The organism is Anaerocolumna sedimenticola (genome assembly GCF_009931695.1).
Taxonomy (GTDB): domain Bacteria; phylum Bacillota; class Clostridia; order Lachnospirales; family Lachnospiraceae; genus Anaerocolumna; species Anaerocolumna sedimenticola.
This window is the reverse complement of record NZ_CP048000.1, coordinates 991,451-1,009,045: the sequence shown is the minus strand read 5'-3', so window position 1 is coordinate 1,009,045 and position 17,595 is coordinate 991,451. Positions and strand designations below refer to the sequence as shown.

Below are 17,595 nucleotides of genomic sequence, written 5' to 3'. Positions count from 1 at the left end.
GTTTTTTGAATTCCAATTTATTTTTTAAGTAATGTAGAGCCTCTTACAATTAATTCGGTACCTAATATAATTTGTTTATCTTCTAAAAATGGCTTGTCAATCTTTTCTACGAGAAGTTCACAGGCCTGGAATCCCAACTGGTAAGAAGGCTGTTCAATGGTTGTAATCTGAGGTTCTGTCATAGTGGATAATTCAATATTATCAAAACCAACCACGGATACATCCTCCGGGACGGAAAGCCCGAGTTTTCTGGCACCATTCATTACACTTACGGCAAATACATCCGATGCGGTAAAAAAAGCATCCGGATGATCGGGAAGACTTAAAATATGCATGGCATTGGATAATGCCAGACTGTAGTTAATGGATGAAATGTGTGCAATCCAGGATTCATTTACGGTTATGCCGGCTTCTTCTAATGCTTCGCGATAACCCTGTTCCCGATGTCTGGCATATTTATGTTTCGGGGAACAGTTTATCATACCTATCTTTTTACAGCCGGAAGATATGAGGTAATTAACGGCTGTTTTTGCCGCAGCCACATCGTCTATACTGACAAAAGGTACATTATATTCCTCACAGTATTCTGAGCACATTACCACCGGACAACGGAAAGATAATTCTTCAATCAGCGTAGGGTGGGGTACGGAGGAGAGTATGATAATTCCTGCAATGGAGTTGTTTTTTAAAATATTCATATAATCGCTGCTATCGGTATAAAAAGCCTTAGCCTGTAAAAGTAAAACATCAAATCCATGGTCGTGGGCTGATTTTTGTACTCCGTTGATAACCAAACTGTTAAACGGATTGTCAAACTCCGGTACGCACATGAGTATAACATTACTATTAGCATCACATAAAGGAGATGCAGATTTCGGCAAAAAATTAAGTTCTTCCATTACCGCTAAAACCCGCTGTCTGGTTTCCTGTTTTACCGAGTCTTTGTGGTTTATTATTCTGGATACGGTAGCAATGGATACATTCGCCTTTGCTGCAATTTCTTCTATGGTAATTGTACTTCTCTTCATAACAATCTCCTGTAAAAAATAATAATAGATAGCATTTTATATAGTATATCTATAAATGTAAATAATGTAAAGAGATATTTCCGGAATGTTATTTGATATAAGGATATATCTGATCTTGTAAGAATATAATGTTTGGTAAGTTTTCATTATATGTAAGAAAGTTTTCATTTTATCATAGCTCTTATTTAGCAAAGAGGGAGACTTTATAAAAAAAGTTTTATATTATCTATTGATAATTGTGAAAATTGCATAATTAAATTAAATGCTCCGTGGAAAAACTATTGACAATGGTGGAAAGTTTTTGTAAAATGAAAATGTAAAGTTTACGGAAAAAAGAAAATATTACAGAAAATATTATAATATTTTAAAATAGAACAAAAATTTAAATTACGGAAACAATTAGACATGCTTTTATCTTAATTAAAAATTATAAAGGAGATGGCTATATGGGATCAAAGGTTTTGCGGATTGGAGTAATAGGTATAGGATTTATCGGAAAACAACATATTGAAGCGATTCGTAGAATTCCTGGTACAGAAGTTGTTGCGGTTTCCGACAGTAACGAAGAAATGGTTAAATCGGTTAGTGAACAGCTTCATATCCCGTCTTATTATTCCGATTATAAAGAACTGTTAAAGAATGAAACCATAGATATTGTTCATAATTGTACACCAAGTGCATTGCATTTTGAAATAAATAAAGCTATTATGAAGAGTGGTAAACATGTTTATTGTGAAAAACCTTTGACTTTAAATACAAATGAATCAGAAGAACTGGTCCGGCTTGCGAAAGAAAAAGGTGTTGCAGCCGGCGCTAATTTTAACTACAGGCATAATGCCATGGTTCAGGAAATGCATGAACGTGTGAAAAATAACAGTATCGGTGAAGTGCTTGTTGTACATGGGCAGTACCTCCAGGACTGGCTTTTATATGAAACGGATTATGACTGGAGATTGGATCCTAAGATGGGCGGCGAGTCCAGGGCTGTTTCCGATATCGGATCACATTGTTTTGATACCATGCAGTACATATTAAATAAGAAGATTATTTCTGTTTATGCCAATTTAATAACAGTATATCCGGTTCGTAAACGGACCGAAAAAACAGGAGGAACCTATTCAGGCCAATATGGAAAGGTATTAGAAGAAATTCCAATCCATTCGGAAGATGCTGCTTTTATTATGGTAAAGTTTGAAAACGGGATACAGGGGTTATTTAATCTATCCCAGGTAGGAGCCGGAAAAAAGAACGGTTTGTCGGTAACCATAAGCGGCAGCACGGCATCTCTTGAGTGGGATCAGGAAAGACCCGATAAATTATGGGTAGGACACCGGGATTCCGGCAACGAAGAAATATATGCAGCCTCCGGGTTTTTAACCGGTACGGCAAAACGGTATGCACTCCTGCCGAACGGTCATCCTTTGGGGTGGGCAGATGCCCTAAAATGTGCCATACAATCTTTTTATGAATCCATTTTAAGCGGTACCTGCCAGGAAGAAAAACAAAATTATGCCACATTTGCGGAAGGACATTATATTATGAAACTGATAGAAGCGTGTCTGCTAAGCAACAAGCAAAAGAGATGGATTGATATACCATAATTGCAGAACCTCATGGTCTTGTGAAGTACTGCATTAACCTATATATTAAAAAATTAACTATAACCTGATAGGTATTCTAATATAGAATTGGAGATACTTACCGGGTTATATTATTTTAGGGCTAGTTAATTTGCGAAATAAGATTATTGTATGGTATATTAGAAAACGACATAGTTTTGCAATTGCTTAGATTTAAATTTAATAAGGAGGGAAAGGATATTAGATGAATCAACAGGAATACGGCGGAATGAATTATTGCAGGAAATGTTTATTAAAAGACATGCCGGAAAACGTATATTTTAAAAACCTATATGATTATATTGAAACTTTAAGTGAAGATATTAAAGCAAACGCGGCAGAATATGAAAGAAGATTAAATATCTGTAAAGAGTGTGATAATCTTTTAAACGGTATGTGCCGGATCTGCGGCTGTTTTATAGAACTGCGGGCTGTGATAGATAAGAACTATTGTCCGGATATTGATAAGAAGTGGTAGATAACTATCAGGATAAAACAGATTAACATTCCAATACCTGTATTATTGCATATTATCTGGGTATAAAATACAGTTTCATACATATCATAACGAAATAGGAATGAACGGGTAATAAAAAGCATATTCCATATAGAGTAAATGTTATTTATGTTTAAATGAAAAAGCTAAAATAAGAAAGGAAAGAAAGGTATGGGATATTTTACGGAAATATTTACGGACCGCGGTTTAAATTCCATTTATGCACAATACTTATCCGTTTGTATTATGATATTAATACTTATTTTATTATGTGTAATCATTAATTTTATTATAAAAAGAGTCATACTTAAACTAATAACCAAACTGATTGAAAGTAATAATCATAAATGGGATAATATTATGCTGGAACGGCAGGTCTTTAAGAGACTTTCCTACATTGTTCCGGCTATCGTTGTTTACAATGCGGCTCCGCTGTTTTATCAATATGAAATACTTATAAAGCGTTTTACCTTAACCTATATCTTTCTTATTACCCTATTTGTGTTAAATGCCATATTAGATTCTGCGAATGATATTTATAACCTATATCCTATATCCAGAATTCGGCCGATAAAAGGCCTGATTCAGGTGGTTAAGATTGTTGTATATATTATTGTAGGAATTATTATTATAGCAAATCTGATGGGACAAAGCCCTATTGCCCTCCTAAGCGGGATCGGTGCATTAACGGCAGTGTTTTCCCTGGTATTTAAGGATTCCATATTAGGATTTGTTGCCGGTATCCAGTTAACCTCCAATAATATGCTACAAATCGGTGATTGGATTGAGATGGATAAATACGGTGCTGACGGCGAAGTATTCGAAGTTACACTGAATACGGTGAAAGTGCAGAATTTTGATAAAACCATCGTAACGATACCGGCTTATGCCCTGGTTTCCGATTCCTTTAAAAACTGGAGAGGAATGCAGGAATCAGGCGGGAGGCGTATTAAGAGGGCGGTTTATATTGATACCACCAGCATTTGTTTCTGCACTGATGAGATGATTGAGAAGTTCAGACAAATTCATTATCTTAAAGAGTATATAAATAAAAAGAAAAAGAACTTAAGAAATTTAATGAAGAAAATAGAGTAAAGGATGATTTACCCGTTAACGGCAGGCATCTGACCAATATCGGAACCTTTCGTATTTATATCTTAAACTATATTGAAAATTATCCCGGAATACGTAAAGAGATGCCTCATATTGTGAGACAGCTGCCTCCCGGAGAGTTTGGATTACCCTTGGAAATCTATGCATTTACCGGATATACGGATTGGGTGAATTATGAAAACCTTCAGGCCGACCTTTTTGACCATATACTTTCCATTGCAGCAGAATTTGGGCTGCGAATCTTTCAGAATCCAACCGGGCAGGATTTAAGAATCTGGGGCAAACAATAAGTCGAAGCGGATATTTATAGGTCCGCTTACGCTATTTGCTGAATAAGATTAAAAAAGTGGTATAAGCTCTGCAAGATTTACCGAAAATCTGTGTATAAACTTATTGAAACAAATTATTCATTTTTTTAAAAGGATGAATTGTAAATATATGCATAAGCATGGAAAAGAGGTAGCATGTATAAAGCACTTAGAATAGGTAATCTTACAGCAAAGCTTCCCATTATCCAGGGAGGAATGGGTGTTGGAATCAGCTTAAGTTCACTTGCAGGAGCTGTTTCCGCAAAAGGAGGCATAGGGGTAATATCCACTGCTCAGATAGGATTTACGGAACCTGACTTTGACCGTAATCCATTGGAAGCCAATCTCAGAATGATTGGAGAACATATTAAACGGGCAAGAAAATTAGCACCATCCGGAATATTAGGTGTTAACATCATGGTGGCAACACAGAATTATGCCAGATACGTAAAAGAAGCGATCAAAAACGGAATTGACTTAATCATATCAGGAGCGGGGCTTCCCACGGAATTACCGGAGATAGCCAAAGGCAGCAGGACAAAACTGGTTCCCATCGTTTCTTCCTTAAAAGCAGCAAGTGTTATATTTAAAATGTGGGACAGAAAAAATAATGTAGCTCCGGATGCCATTATCATCGAAGGACCGAAAGCCGGCGGACATCTTGGATTTCACCCGGAAGAACTGGAACATATAGATGATGCTGCTTATGATGAAGAAATTAAGTCTATTATTGCATTAACCAAAGATTATGAAACAAAATACGGCAAGGAGATTCCCGTTATCGTTGCCGGAGGAATCGAAAATAAACAGGATATGGAACATTATTTTTCCATAGGAGCAGACGGTATCCAGGTGGCAACGAAATTTGTAACCACGGAAGAATGTGATGCGGATATCAAATATAAGCAGGCTTATATCAACTGTAAGGAAGAGGATATTATGATAGTAAAAAGCCCGGTTGGAATGCCCGGACGAGCAATGAAAAATGCCTTTATGGAAAGGGCAGGATTAGGCCGGATCCCCATCAAGCACTGCCATAACTGTATTAAAACCTGTAATCCGGCAGAGACACCATACTGCATTACAGATGCATTAGCTAATGCGGCAAGAGGTAATCTTGATGAGGCCTTATTGTTCTGCGGAGCCAATGCTTATAAAGAAGACAGGATCAGGACGGTACAGGATGTGCTGGACGATTTTTTCGCTTAGTCTAAATAAATAAATCGATAGTTAATGGGGTTATACTTAATTACTAAATAGAGAAAAAATATCATTACAGCATAAAATAAAATAATACTTGCCAAGCTTTATTAACTATGGTAAAATATATATTCGTGATATGTTATACAAAATTTTCCTTGCTCTTTACACACAGATGGATAGATATTCTATTCCAAACTGTCAACGAACCCACAGTGGGCCGCCAGGATAAAGGGCCAGAGACCAGAAGGAGGTGCACACAACTATGAATCAATATGAATTAGCCTTAGTTGTAAATGCAAAAATCGAAGATGAAGCCAGAACAACAACTGTAGAAGCCGTTAAAGATCTTATTACAAGATTCGGCGGTACTATTACTAACGTTGATGAATGGGGTAAGAAGAGATTAGCTTACGAAGTTCAGAAAATGAAAGAAGGCTTCTATTATTTCATCCAATTCGATGCTGATTCAAAGTGTCCAGGCGAAGTAGAAGATCGTATTCGCATTATGGAAAACGTAATCAGATTCTTATGCATTAGACGGGACGCATAATACAAGGAGGTATTCCTTTATATGAATAAAGTCATTCTAATGGGCCGTCTCACACGAGACCCTGAAGTAAGATACTCTCAAGGAGAGAATTCCTTAGCAATAGCAAGATATTCCTTAGCAGTTGACCGTAGATTTAAAAGACCCGGAGAACCGGATGCAGATTTTATCAATTGTGTAACATTTGGAAAAGCTGCTGAATTTGCAGAAAAATACTTAAAACAGGGAACTAAAATTGCTGTAACCGGCCGTATCCAGACAGGTAGTTATACCAATAAGGACGGACAAAAAGTTTATACAACCGATGTTGTAGTGGAAGAACAGGAATTTGCTGAAAGTAAAGCAGCAAGCGGTGATTCTAATTATCAACAAACCTCCAGACCTGCACCAAGTCAGGCAGCTGGCGACGGTTTTATGAATATACCGGACGGTTTGGACGAGGAATTGCCATTTAATTAAGCATTAAGAATAATATTAGTATACATTAAAAATGTATTCATCGGATAAGGAGGTCAGTTATGCCATTCAATAAAAACGACAGAAATGATAGAAACGATAAAGGCGATTCTCCAATGAAGAGAAGAACCACTCGCAGAAGAAAAAAAGTTTGTGTATTCTGCGCAGACAAAAATCATGCAGGTATTGATTATAAAGATGTTAACAAATTAAAGAGATACGTATCTGAAAGAGGTAAGATTCTTCCTAGAAGAATTACAGGAAACTGTGCTAAACATCAGAGAGCTCTTACCGTAGCAATCAAGAGAGCAAGACATATCGCTTTAATGCCTTACACATTAGATTAATAATTGAGCAATATGTCTCGACATATCGCTTTGATGCCTTACACATTGGATTAAGCCTTATTTTAGTAGGGCCCCAGAGAGTGTGAAAGGTAGTACACGACTTGTACACACTTTGAATAAGAAATTGAAATTGCCGTTACATGACCTTAGGTTGTGTGGCGGCTTTTTTGAATTGAAATACGCAAGGGGATGTTACTGTCAAGTAATTGTTGGCATATTTTTTACCACCTGTTAACAGTAACAAAAATCAGTTGGATCAGCCCAACCTTATTTACATTTTGCGGTATTTATGGTAAACTATATTAAAGTTTGCCGGCGGCATTACGCCGTAATTTATTCCTCACATTCAATGAATGGAGGATTCTCATGTCGCATATTAAAAAATGCATCTTATCTATCTTATTATGTATTACATTATTAACTCTGGCCTTACCATATCAGACGGTATCAGCCCTGACATCCGACTCAATTACATTTCTCATACTTTCACAATATAAAGCAGTTGCTGATATTGGGGATAAGATCAACCTGTTTGCGGTTACTTCTAACGGAAAACTTCCGACCTGGAAAAGCAGTGATTCAAAAATAGCTTCCGTAAATACCTATGGGGAGGTGACTGCCAAAAAAGCCGGTTCAACCACTATTACTGCCAAGATTAAAAATGCGGAAGCTTCCTGTATGATTACCGTAAATAAAACTAAAATAACCCTTAATAAGACCAGTGGCTCCATTGAACGGGGTGAGTCACTGAAACTTACTGCGGCTACCTCTAATAATTCCGAGGTTACCTGGAAGAGCAGTAAGAAAAGTATCGCCACAATCGATGAAAATGGAACCATAACCGGTATAAAGCCCGGAGAGTCAATCATAACTGCCAAAGCGGACGGCAGCATTGCAACCTGTATTCTTATAGTAAAATCTCCAACAATAAAATTAAGTAAAACTTCTGTCAAATTATATCGCGGTGAAACCGTTAAAATTTCTGCTGACGTATCTTCAAAAGTAAATCCCGTCTGGAAAACCAATAAGAAAAGTGTGGCCATCGTAGATGAGACCGGAACTATCACTGCAATTAAAAATGGAACCGCTGTTATTAAGGCCACTGTGGACGGAGTTACTAAAATTTGTAACGTTACCGTCAAAAAGCCTGATATATCCTTAAGTTCAACCGAACTTTCCTTAGAGAAGGGGACAAGCAAAACCATTACCGCAACGGTTTCTTCATCGAATACGCCGGTATGGTCCACCAGTAATTCCAATATTGTCTCTGTTAATTCAAATGGAAAAATCACAGCGCTAAAAAAGGGAACCGCTTATGTCTATGCCAGTGAGGACGGGACTAAAGTGCGGTGTACGATTCATGTAACTGAATAATATTACCTGGGAGGAATAAATACGGCAAACTTAATAGAGAGTCCCTTACCAGACTCTGGCGCTAGCTTACTGTCCCATCAGTAGTAAATTCCGTAAAAGATGTAAATTTGCAATGCCTGTTTACAAAAAGGAAGTTTGTCACAAGGAGGAGCATATAAAACTTAAGTTGTGTAGCGACTTTTTGTAATAAATGGAAGATTTACTATCAAGATTTCAGGATAAATTCACCTAATTATTTTCCGAAATCATGGGAGGCAAAAGAAATGAAGCAACTTAGGAATTACATAAGAAAGGCTGCACTGGTAGGAATTATAATTGCGGCAGGGTATAGCAGCTGTGCCAAAAATGTTGATGCAGCATATGCACCAAATACAGCAGGGAGTTTAAATATGATGAAGTCTGCTAATATGCGGGTTTTGCTGGCAGAAACAGATAAATCAACAAAATCAGTAAAAGCAAATGATTTATATCCAATCTCAGTTCAAACAGATGGAAAAGTTAGGTACGGTTATATTAACAATACAGGTAAAATGGTGATACAGCCAATTTATGAAAGTGGGGAAAATTTTTCAGAAGGATTAGCCGTTGTTTATAATAATAACAAAAACCAGGTAATTAACCAAAAGGGTGAGATAATTTTTGAAACGGAACTCCGTTTAGATTTTTTTATTTCATTAATACAAAAACAGGAGAGTTCTATCAGTTAAAGGATTTATTTAAGAGTGACAGTGATTATGTTTCAAAGTTAAATAAAATTGTAGTTAAGCAAATGGAAGAAAACAGCAAGGGCGGTATGGTTTATTTCTATGACGGTAAAGCCCCGATTAGTAAAGACCAATATTTTTATATTAGTGAAGACGGTCTGGTAATATATTTTGACAGCGGAGCGATAGCACCCTATGCCGCTGGTTTTCCGGAATTTAAAATACCATTTAAGGATATAAACCGTATCATTCATACGGAGGGATCTTTCTGGAAAGCATTTCATTAAATGAAAAGCAATACTATATAGGTTAGAAATTTAGGGAGTGATGCGGACCTGTCCGCTTCGTTCTTTCACTGGTAAACTGCCCTAAGAGAAAAAGGCTCTGCTATAATATGGAAAATAATATATACAGTAAAATAAATCTCTGGTATAATTGTAAATGATTCGTAACTAAAACGAAAAAGAGTCAAGGAGGCTTAAGATGAAACCCTTAGATAATTATGAAAAATGGTTGCCCCTAATTACTAAAAATGCACATTTCTATCTAAATAATAAAGAGCTTGACGAATTCAATCAGATTACAGAAGAAGAGGCAGCAAGTCAGCTCAAGAATTTATTAGAAAAGCCTATAGCAAATTTTACTGTAATGAACGAATTATATTTTAGAGCCAGATGGGCGGAAGTATTAAGAACTATTTATCACGGAGATGATTTGAAGCTTCTGGAAGTAGCAACCGGTGACGCGGATATGATTCCCCAGGTTACGAGCCGTACATATCCGGGCAGCCAATACATTACTGCTAATATGAATAAAAATTTAAACCAAAGTTTATTCAATAAAACCAAAGATTTACAGCTGAATATGAGGGTAATAGAAGATGACGCAGCATTTATTGAAAAGCATCTGGGCACAGAGTATGTTGATATTATTGCTTTCCAGCATGCTGCTAACGATGTAATACAGGCGATTTTATGTGATAGAGAGGGTATCGATACGATATATTCCGATTGGATGGAAACACTGCCTAAAATGATAGAAATATTGCAAAGAGAGACTAAGGAACAAACACTGGAGCAACATGCCAAAGCCCCTTTTTAGGTCTCTTGCAAACCTTATTGAGGGTTCTGAAAAAAGATGGAATGATTGCCATAAACCATTATATGTTTCAGCTTGACCTGGACTGGGGATATCCGGCTGACTTATTTGAAAATATGGTTCCGATGATAAGACAATGGATGCTTGAATTGGATGGATGCGAAGAGATATTTTTGGATGGATTTGATAAGAATTGGTGGATTTTTTTAAAAAAGAAATAAAACCGAGACGCAGATGAGAAAATTTTAGGTTAACCTCCAAACTGATGTAAAATGAAATGACTTAGTTTGGAGGTTTCTTTTATTTACGCGAAAGCAAAGTGAGAATTAGCAAGCTTGCATGCAATAATTCCCACGTGTACGCGAACCGGAGAAACTCGCAAAGCGTGTTTCTTCCGGTTTCAGGTGTAACTTTTGCCAAGCTTTCGAGGTGAATTCAATGAAAGATCCTGGTGTATTACTATAGCAAGAAACATAAAATCCAATAGCCCTGTTTTTATTCTTTCGCTGCATACATTAATATTTCCTCTTTTGTTGCCTGGGTTTTTGGTATATCGCATACAAGCCTGCCGGAATTCAAAACTAAAATTCGATCGCACATTCCCATAATTTCATCAATATCGGAGGAGATAAATACGATTGAGGCGCCTTTTCTTACCAGATCCACCATGCAATTATAGATATCTGTTTTAGAGGCAATGTCTACACCCCGTGTAGGTTCGTCCATAATATATATCTTCAGGCGGCTCATCATCCATCTTGCTACAGCCATCTTTTGCTGGTTTCCTCCGCTGTAGGTATTAATCATATCGTCTGCGTTACCTGGTTTAATGCTTAGTTTTTCCACATAGGAACCAGATACATCTCTAAGGATATAGGGATCAATTATCATGTGCTGTACAAACCTTTTAAGAGAAGATACGGACACATTATTCTGAAGATTCAGACTTCCAAAAACAGAACTGTTTATGCGGTCCTCAGGTAATAATGCAATTCCTTCTTTAATAGCATCAAAAGGTTCCCTGATGGTTACCGGTCTGCCATTTACTTCAATACTGCCGGCTGTGGGCCGATTGACACCAAAGATACATTTGGCGAGAAGGGAGCGGCCTGAACCGACGAGACCGGTGACACCCAGTATTTCCGACTTGTTTAATTCAAAATTAATATCTGATAAAACCGTACTGAAGGATAAGTTTTTAACGGAAAGAACAGTCCTGCCAATGGGAAGATCGAGTTTCGGATAACGTTTATGGGGTTTCGACATAGCCATTAATTTAATAATTTCATCCGTAGAAATTTCTTTCACATTCCTTGTGCCTACTACTTTACCTTTATATGTAACCGTAACACGGTCTGCAATTTTTTTAATTTCATCCAGTGAATGTGTGATGTATATGATTGCCTTGTTCTTAGATTTCAACTCTGTTATGATACGAAACAGAATTTCTTTTTCCAGCGGTGAGAAAGTTGAAGACGGTTCATCAAAAATTATAATTTTTGCATCAGAAATATATGCCTTAATCATTTCAATCAGATGCTTTTGGGCAAAGCCAAGTGTACCAAGCAGAGCATCCGGATTTAAATTGATATTCAGTGAAGTAAATAATTCCTTGCAATTATAAAATAACCGGTCAAAATCAATCCAATGTAACAAACTATTCTTGTACGGCAGCTTATCCGCATATACATTTTCAGCTATGGTGAGGTTGGGATATAAAGCCATTTCCTGAAGAACGGAATGTATTCCGATTTTCTTTGCTTCATAGACGGAGTTAACATTGATTTCCTGCCCATCCAGATAAATATGGCCGCTGTCCATCTTAAAAATCCCGTTTATCACATTAATTATCATTGATTTTCCTGAACCGTTTTCTCCGATTAAAGCATGAACTTCTCCGTAAAATAAGTCCAGATTAATACTGCTTAGTGAAAAATCTTCACTCATATATTTGTCTATATCTTTCAATAGCAATGCCGGTGTGCTCATAATGTGACCTCCGCCAGAATTCTATTACATGTATAATTTTGGTATAGATTATACTTTTCCTTCAAACGCATCTATAGATGTAAATAACTGTATATTACTGTTAAATAGTATATTTTTATAAGTATCTTTAATGCGGGAATTTGTAATTAACCGGTCAGCTATCTGGTTGGCTTTTCCCACACGGTAAAAAGAATTTTTCTCGAATGCATCTGCCGTAAGTAAAAGTATTTTCTGACTGGCATTAATTGCTGCCTCCTGAATGAGTGATGCCATGTCAATACTGGATACAGTTAAATCCAAATCACTTGAAATACCGTCAATTTCAATAAAAAGCTTTGTTACGAAAAACTGCTTTAAATTGTTATTGGTTAAGGTCCCAAATACGGCATTATAGCGAAAATCCATATCACCGCCCAATAGGACAACTTTAACGGATTTATTGGTGGAAAGCTCCATTGCGATAGTAATATCGTTTGTTAAAATGGTAATATTATTCTTTGTGCCCAGCTTTTTAGCTATATACAGATTAATGATACCGCTGGTTAACATAATGATATCACCGTCTTTAATCAGCTGAACAGCTATTTCTGCGATTTCCTGATAATCTGTTAAGTTATACTCTTCTGTTGTTGAAATAATATTTTCTTCTATCTTATTCAGAACTGCACCCCCGTGAGTTCTGGTAAGAAAGCCTTCAGATTCTAATTTTTCAAGATCCCTGCGAATCGTCACTTCAGAGACATTAAGCATTGAGCTTAATGTACTGACTTCGGCCTGCTGATTATTTATAATGTAATTTTTAATGATACGAATTCGCTCAATCGCAAACATAGATTACACTTCCTTATAATAGAGGGATAATTTCTGCTAATTTACTATTATATTGTTTTAAAAATATTTATGGTTATACAAACTAGTACTTATTCCAAGTATAAACCATTCATATCAGAAAAGCAATATTAATAAAAGAATAATAAAACGAAAACAAACAAACAACAAAATGTTTCGCCATAAAATAAAAAAAACAAATCAATTGGGCAGAATGTATAAATAAAAGTGTTAAATTTTTAATTGATTAGTAATTATATTGACAAGGTTCTGAAGATATGATATGATTCAATCACGGAAACGTAATAAAACGAACATAAACGTAAATAATTCTTTTTATATTGTTTGTTTTTTATGATTTTTCGAAACCAGCAAAACTATATTATAAAAAGGAGAGGATAATTTATGAAACTAAAAAAATGGATTGCACTAGGTTTGGCAAGTTTAATGCTTTTTTCACTTACCGGATGCGCACAGGGCAGCAATGACAAATTAGTTGGTGTTGCAATGCCGACGAAATCATCACAGCGCTGGATTCAAGACGGGGACAACATGAAGAAACAGCTGGAGGAAAAAGGTTATAAGGTTGATCTTCAATATGGGGAAGACAACATTGATAATCAGGTAGCTCAAATAGAAAACATGATATCAAAGGGAGCCAAAGTCCTTGTTGTAGCTTCCATTGACGGAAAGGCATTAACAGATGTATTAAAGAAAGCAGGGGATGCCGGAATTAAAGTTATTGCTTATGATAGATTAATAAGGGATACAGAAAATGTTTCTTATTACGCAACCTTTGATAACTTTAAGGTTGGAGTTTTACAGGCTGAATCAATCGTAAAGGGACTTGATCTTGCAAATCAGGCAGGACCTTTTAATATTGAATTATTCGGTGGATCACCTGATGATAACAATGCATATTTCTTCTATGACGGTGCTATGTCAGTGCTTCAGCCTTATATCGATCAGGGCAAATTAGTTGTTAAGAGCGGACAGACCGGAATGGATAAAGTTTCCACACTTCGTTGGGATGGAGCAACCGCACAGGCCAGAATGGATAATATCTTAAGTGCTTTTTATACATCCGAAAGAGTAGATGCAGTTTTATCACCATATGACGGCATATCCATTGGTGTTTTATCCTCATTAAAGAGTATCGGTTATGGTTCAGGCGATATGCCGATGCCGATTGTTTCCGGACAGGATGCCGAGATTCGTCTGTAAAATCCATCATCGCGGGAGAACAATATTCTACTATATTTAAAGATACAAGAGTGCTTGCTGAGAAATGTGTAAAAATGGTTGATGCCATATTTAACGGATCAGAGCCGGAAGTAAACGATACAGAGACTTATGAAAACGGCAAGAAAATTGTTCCGTCCTATCTTTGTGACCCGGTAGCAGTTGATAAAACGAACTACAAAGAGGCATTAATCGACTCCGGTTATTATAAAGAAACAGAATTACAGTAATAAAGAAGCATAGAAAAAGCCTCGGTAAACAGGTTTATTCATTCTGTGCAGGCTCTTGCAGCAGAGCTGAAATTAATACTTTACTTCTGCAAGGACCTGCACAATTTTCTTATAAGGAGCCAAAATTATGTCTGATTTTTTATTGGAAATGAAGGGAATTACAAAAACATTTTCCAGCTTAAAGGCACTGGATAATGTAAACCTTAGGGTTAAAAAAGGACAAATCCATGCACTGGTAGGAGAAAATGGAGCCGGTAAATCTACCCTGATGAACGTATTAAGCGGGGTTTATCCCCATGGCTCTTATTCCGGTGAAATATTATTTGAGGGTACTGTTTGTAATTTTAAATCAATTAAGGATAGTGAGAAGAAAGGGATTGTAATCATACACCAGGAACTTGCCCTGATACCTTACCTTTCTATTGCTGAAAATGTTTTTCTGGGCAATGAGCAGGCTAAGGCCGGTGTTATTGATTGGGATAAAACCATACACAATACAAAAGGGCTTTTGGAAAAAGTAAGGTTAACAGAAAATCCAAATACCTTGGTAGCAAATATCGGGGTTGGAAAACAGCAGTTGGTGGAAATAACAAGAGCACTTGCAAAGGATGTTAAGCTTTTAATCCTTGATGAACCTACAGCAGCACTGAATGATGATGACAGTGAAAATTTATTAAAATTACTTTTGGAATTGAAAGACCACGGAGTTACTTCTATTATCATTTCCCACAAATTAAATGAAGTAAATTTAGTTGCAGACGAAATTACTGTGATCCGTGACGGTAAGTCAATACAAACTTTAACAAAAGGTAAGGACGAAATAACGGAAGATATTATTATCAAGGGTATGGTTGGCCGCGATTTGGAAAATCGTTACCCCCACAGAGAACCTAAAATAGGCGGAGTTGTTCTGGATGTTAAAGATTGGACGGTATACCATCCGCAAAACGCAGACAGGGTTGTAATTAATCAGGTGAATTTTAATGTAAAACGAGGCGAAATCGTTGGTTTTGCGGGACTTATGGGTGCAGGACGCACCGAGCTGGCTATGAGTATTTTTGGAAAATCTTATGGACAGAAAATTTCCGGAAACCTAAAAATAAATGGCAAAGATACAAATTTAGATACAGTCAGTAAAGCAATCGACAGTGGTATTGCATATGTAACGGAAGACAGAAAGAATTATGGTCTGATATTAATTGATAGTATCAAAAATAATGTATCACTTTCTAATTTGAAGAAAATAAGTAAACAAAGTGTTATAAATCCTCATGAAGAGATATTGGTATCTGAGGATTACCGTAAAAAGTTCCACATTAAATCCTCCAGTATATTACACAGAACAGGAAACTTAAGCGGAGGAAATCAGCAAAAAGTTGTTTTAAGTAAATGGATTTTTACAGATCCAGATATCCTGATCCTGGATGAACCCACCAGAGGTATTGATGTAGGCGCTAAATACGAAATTTATACCATCATTAATCAGTTGGCTGATGAAGGAAAATCCATCATTTTTATTTCCTCTGAAATGCCTGAATTGCTGGGAATGTGTGATAGGATTTATGTTGTTAATGAAGGTGAGATCGCAGGAGAATTAACAAGAGGAGAAGCCTCACAGGAAAGTATTATGAGATGTATCATGCGTCATAACAAGGAGGTAAAGAAATGAATTTAACAAATATTAAAACAATTATTAAAAATAATATACGTGAATATGCCATGGTTTTGGCTCTTATTGTGATCATGATTCTGTTTCAGATTCTGACAGGCGGAATTCTTTTCATGCCATTAAATATAACAAATATTATTCTACAAAACAGTTATGTATTAATCTTAGCGGTTGGTATGCTGTTAGTTATATTAACCGGTAATGTGGATTTGTCGGTGGGTTCCGTTGCGGCATTTATAGGTGCAATCGCGGCCGTATTTATGGTGAATTTTAAAATGCCGGTTATCATTGCAGTACCTCTTTGCCTTATAATTGGAGCTCTTGTTGGCGCTTGGCAGGGCTTCTGGATCGCTTATATAAGAATGCCTGCATTTATTGTTACCCTTGCAGGTATGCTTGTATTCAGAGGATTGACAATGGTTATCCTAAAGGGACAGACATTATCACCTTTTGCGGAATCTTTTCAGGTCATGGCGAACGGTTTCCTGCCGGAAAGCATTAAATTAGGGAATTTAAACTTAATTGCAATAGGAATTGGTATCGCACTCTCCCTGCTTTTTATCTATACGGAGTTAAAGAGAGTGAAAAACAAGAAAAAGTATAATTTCGAAGTATTGCCGTTTAGTTTTACAGTTACCAAGATAGCAGTTGTAATTATTTCTATTAATCTTCTCACCTATAGTTTGGCTGCATATAAAGGTATTCCGTTAGTCCTTATATTAATTGCCAGCTTAATTGCCATATATTCTTTCGTTACACAGAAAACTATTTTAGGACGTCACATATATGCTCTTGGTGGTAATGAAAAAGCTGCAAGATTATCCGGTATTAAAATAAAACATGTTAAGTTCTTTGTTTTTATTAATATGGGGATTCTGGCTGCACTTGCAGGATTGGTTGTTGCCGGACGTCTTAATGCAGCTACACCAAAGGCGGGAACTAACTTTGAACTTGATGCCATAGCTGCCTGCTTCATCGGTGGAGCTTCCGCTTCCGGCGGGATCGGTAAAATCGTAGGAGCTATCATTGGTGCTTTGTTTATGGGTGTTCTTAACAATGGTATGTCTATATTGGGTGTTGGTATTGACTGGCAACAGGCAATTAAAGGTATGGTACTTTTGGGAGCAGTTGCCTTTGATGTTTATAACAAATCAAAATCTTCAGCTGAATAAATTTTAATAAAGATAAAATAACTACTATATGATGTAAGACGAGAAATCACAAGGATAAATTACATATTTACCTCATAAGACAAACAGAATTCGAAAAACACCTCATTTTCCATAAATTTTTTGGGAAATGAGGTGCTTTTCGTAAGGAAACTATGTGACATGAGGTGGATTA

General features: G+C 36.5%; 20 protein-coding genes. 17 read left to right on the top strand and 3 right to left on the bottom strand.

Features of this window, described 5'->3' with window-relative positions; genetic code table 11:
• Positions 1-17: 17 nt before the first annotated feature.
• On the bottom strand, positions 18-1,028 hold the full coding sequence (locus tag Ana3638_RS04470; RefSeq protein WP_161836965.1) for a LacI family DNA-binding transcriptional regulator: 1,011 nt from the start codon (positions 1,026-1,028) through the stop codon (positions 18-20).
• A 446-nt stretch (positions 1,029-1,474) separates the two neighbouring features.
• Between Ana3638_RS04470 and Ana3638_RS04465 the strand changes: the two genes are divergently transcribed.
• The 13 genes from Ana3638_RS04465 (at position 1,475) to Ana3638_RS04410 (ending at position 10,514) form a co-directional block, all read left to right on the top strand.
• The gene (locus Ana3638_RS04465) at positions 1,475-2,629 is read left to right on the top strand and encodes a Gfo/Idh/MocA family protein (RefSeq protein WP_161836964.1); all 1,155 of its coding nucleotides are present in this window, start codon (positions 1,475-1,477) and stop codon (positions 2,627-2,629) included.
• Positions 2,630-2,852: 223 nt separating this feature from the next.
• Positions 2,853-3,125 carry a DUF6171 family protein gene (locus Ana3638_RS04460; protein ID WP_246240783.1) on the top strand — a complete coding sequence of 91 codons (273 nt, stop codon included), beginning with the start codon at positions 2,853-2,855 and terminating at the stop codon, positions 3,123-3,125.
• A 189-nt stretch (positions 3,126-3,314) separates the two neighbouring features.
• Positions 3,315-4,238 carry a mechanosensitive ion channel family protein gene (locus tag Ana3638_RS04455; RefSeq protein ID WP_246240781.1) on the top strand — a complete coding sequence of 308 codons (924 nt, stop codon included), beginning with the start codon at positions 3,315-3,317 and terminating at the stop codon, positions 4,236-4,238.
• Between the two features lie 101 nt (positions 4,239-4,339).
• Positions 4,340-4,546 (top strand): hypothetical protein, encoded by a 207-nt coding sequence (locus Ana3638_RS24905; protein WP_246240778.1) that lies wholly within the window; start codon positions 4,340-4,342, stop codon positions 4,544-4,546.
• A gap of 174 nt (positions 4,547-4,720) precedes the next feature.
• Positions 4,721-5,773, top strand: coding sequence for an NAD(P)H-dependent flavin oxidoreductase (locus tag Ana3638_RS04450; RefSeq protein ID WP_161836963.1), 1,053 nt, complete (start codon positions 4,721-4,723; stop codon positions 5,771-5,773).
• Positions 5,774-6,029: 256 nt separating this feature from the next.
• A complete protein-coding gene (rpsF, locus tag Ana3638_RS04445) occupies positions 6,030-6,317 on the top strand; it encodes a 30S ribosomal protein S6 (RefSeq protein WP_161836962.1) in 288 nt (95 codons plus the stop codon).
• Between the two features lie 21 nt (positions 6,318-6,338).
• Positions 6,339-6,773 (top strand): single-stranded DNA-binding protein, encoded by a 435-nt coding sequence (locus Ana3638_RS04440; RefSeq protein ID WP_161836961.1) that lies wholly within the window; start codon positions 6,339-6,341, stop codon positions 6,771-6,773.
• Between the two features lie 59 nt (positions 6,774-6,832).
• Positions 6,833-7,117: a 30S ribosomal protein S18 gene (gene rpsR / locus Ana3638_RS04435; RefSeq protein ID WP_408609494.1), complete on the top strand. Its 285-nt coding sequence runs from the start codon at positions 6,833-6,835 to the stop codon at positions 7,115-7,117.
• Between the two features lie 366 nt (positions 7,118-7,483).
• Positions 7,484-8,491 (top strand): Ig-like domain-containing protein, encoded by a 1,008-nt coding sequence (locus Ana3638_RS04430; protein ID WP_161836960.1) that lies wholly within the window; start codon positions 7,484-7,486, stop codon positions 8,489-8,491.
• A gap of 263 nt (positions 8,492-8,754) precedes the next feature.
• Positions 8,755-9,198 carry a WG repeat-containing protein gene (locus Ana3638_RS04425; RefSeq protein WP_161836959.1) on the top strand — a complete coding sequence of 148 codons (444 nt, stop codon included), beginning with the start codon at positions 8,755-8,757 and terminating at the stop codon, positions 9,196-9,198.
• Entirely contained in the window at positions 9,165-9,482 is a 318-nt protein-coding gene (locus Ana3638_RS04420; RefSeq protein ID WP_161840437.1) for an RsiV family protein, read from the top strand. The genes Ana3638_RS04425 and Ana3638_RS04420 overlap by 34 nt, the downstream gene beginning before the upstream one ends.
• Before the next feature lie 196 nt (positions 9,483-9,678).
• On the top strand, positions 9,679-10,296 hold the full coding sequence (locus Ana3638_RS04415) for a hypothetical protein (RefSeq protein WP_161836958.1): 618 nt from the start codon (positions 9,679-9,681) through the stop codon (positions 10,294-10,296).
• Positions 10,297-10,313: 17 nt separating this feature from the next.
• Positions 10,314-10,514: a hypothetical protein gene (locus Ana3638_RS04410; RefSeq protein WP_161836957.1), complete on the top strand. Its 201-nt coding sequence runs from the start codon at positions 10,314-10,316 to the stop codon at positions 10,512-10,514.
• A gap of 274 nt (positions 10,515-10,788) precedes the next feature.
• On the opposite strand, the gene Ana3638_RS04405 is transcribed toward Ana3638_RS04410, so the two are convergent.
• A complete protein-coding gene (locus tag Ana3638_RS04405; RefSeq protein WP_161836956.1) occupies positions 10,789-12,282 on the bottom strand; it encodes a sugar ABC transporter ATP-binding protein in 1,494 nt (497 codons plus the stop codon).
• 48 nt (positions 12,283-12,330) lie between these two features.
• Complete coding sequence (locus tag Ana3638_RS04400; RefSeq protein WP_161836955.1) at positions 12,331-13,113, bottom strand: DeoR/GlpR family DNA-binding transcription regulator; 783 nt, start codon at positions 13,111-13,113, stop codon at positions 12,331-12,333.
• A 402-nt stretch (positions 13,114-13,515) separates the two neighbouring features.
• Here Ana3638_RS04400 and Ana3638_RS04395 point away from each other — a divergent pair, with 402 nt between their 5' ends.
• The 4 genes from Ana3638_RS04395 (at position 13,516) to mmsB (ending at position 17,423) form a co-directional block, all read left to right on the top strand.
• A complete protein-coding gene (locus Ana3638_RS04395; protein ID WP_330587853.1) occupies positions 13,516-14,334 on the top strand; it encodes a sugar-binding protein in 819 nt (272 codons plus the stop codon).
• A gap of 50 nt (positions 14,335-14,384) precedes the next feature.
• Positions 14,385-14,582, top strand: a complete 198-nt coding sequence (locus tag Ana3638_RS26020) for a hypothetical protein (protein WP_330587852.1) — start codon at positions 14,385-14,387, stop codon at positions 14,580-14,582.
• A gap of 127 nt (positions 14,583-14,709) precedes the next feature.
• Positions 14,710-16,251: a multiple monosaccharide ABC transporter ATP-binding protein gene (mmsA, locus tag Ana3638_RS04390; protein ID WP_161836954.1), complete on the top strand. Its 1,542-nt coding sequence runs from the start codon at positions 14,710-14,712 to the stop codon at positions 16,249-16,251.
• Positions 16,248-17,423, top strand: a complete 1,176-nt coding sequence (mmsB, locus tag Ana3638_RS04385; protein ID WP_161836953.1) for a multiple monosaccharide ABC transporter permease — start codon at positions 16,248-16,250, stop codon at positions 17,421-17,423. Before mmsA ends, mmsB begins: the two co-directional genes overlap by 4 nt.
• Positions 17,424-17,595: the final 172 nt, after the last annotated feature.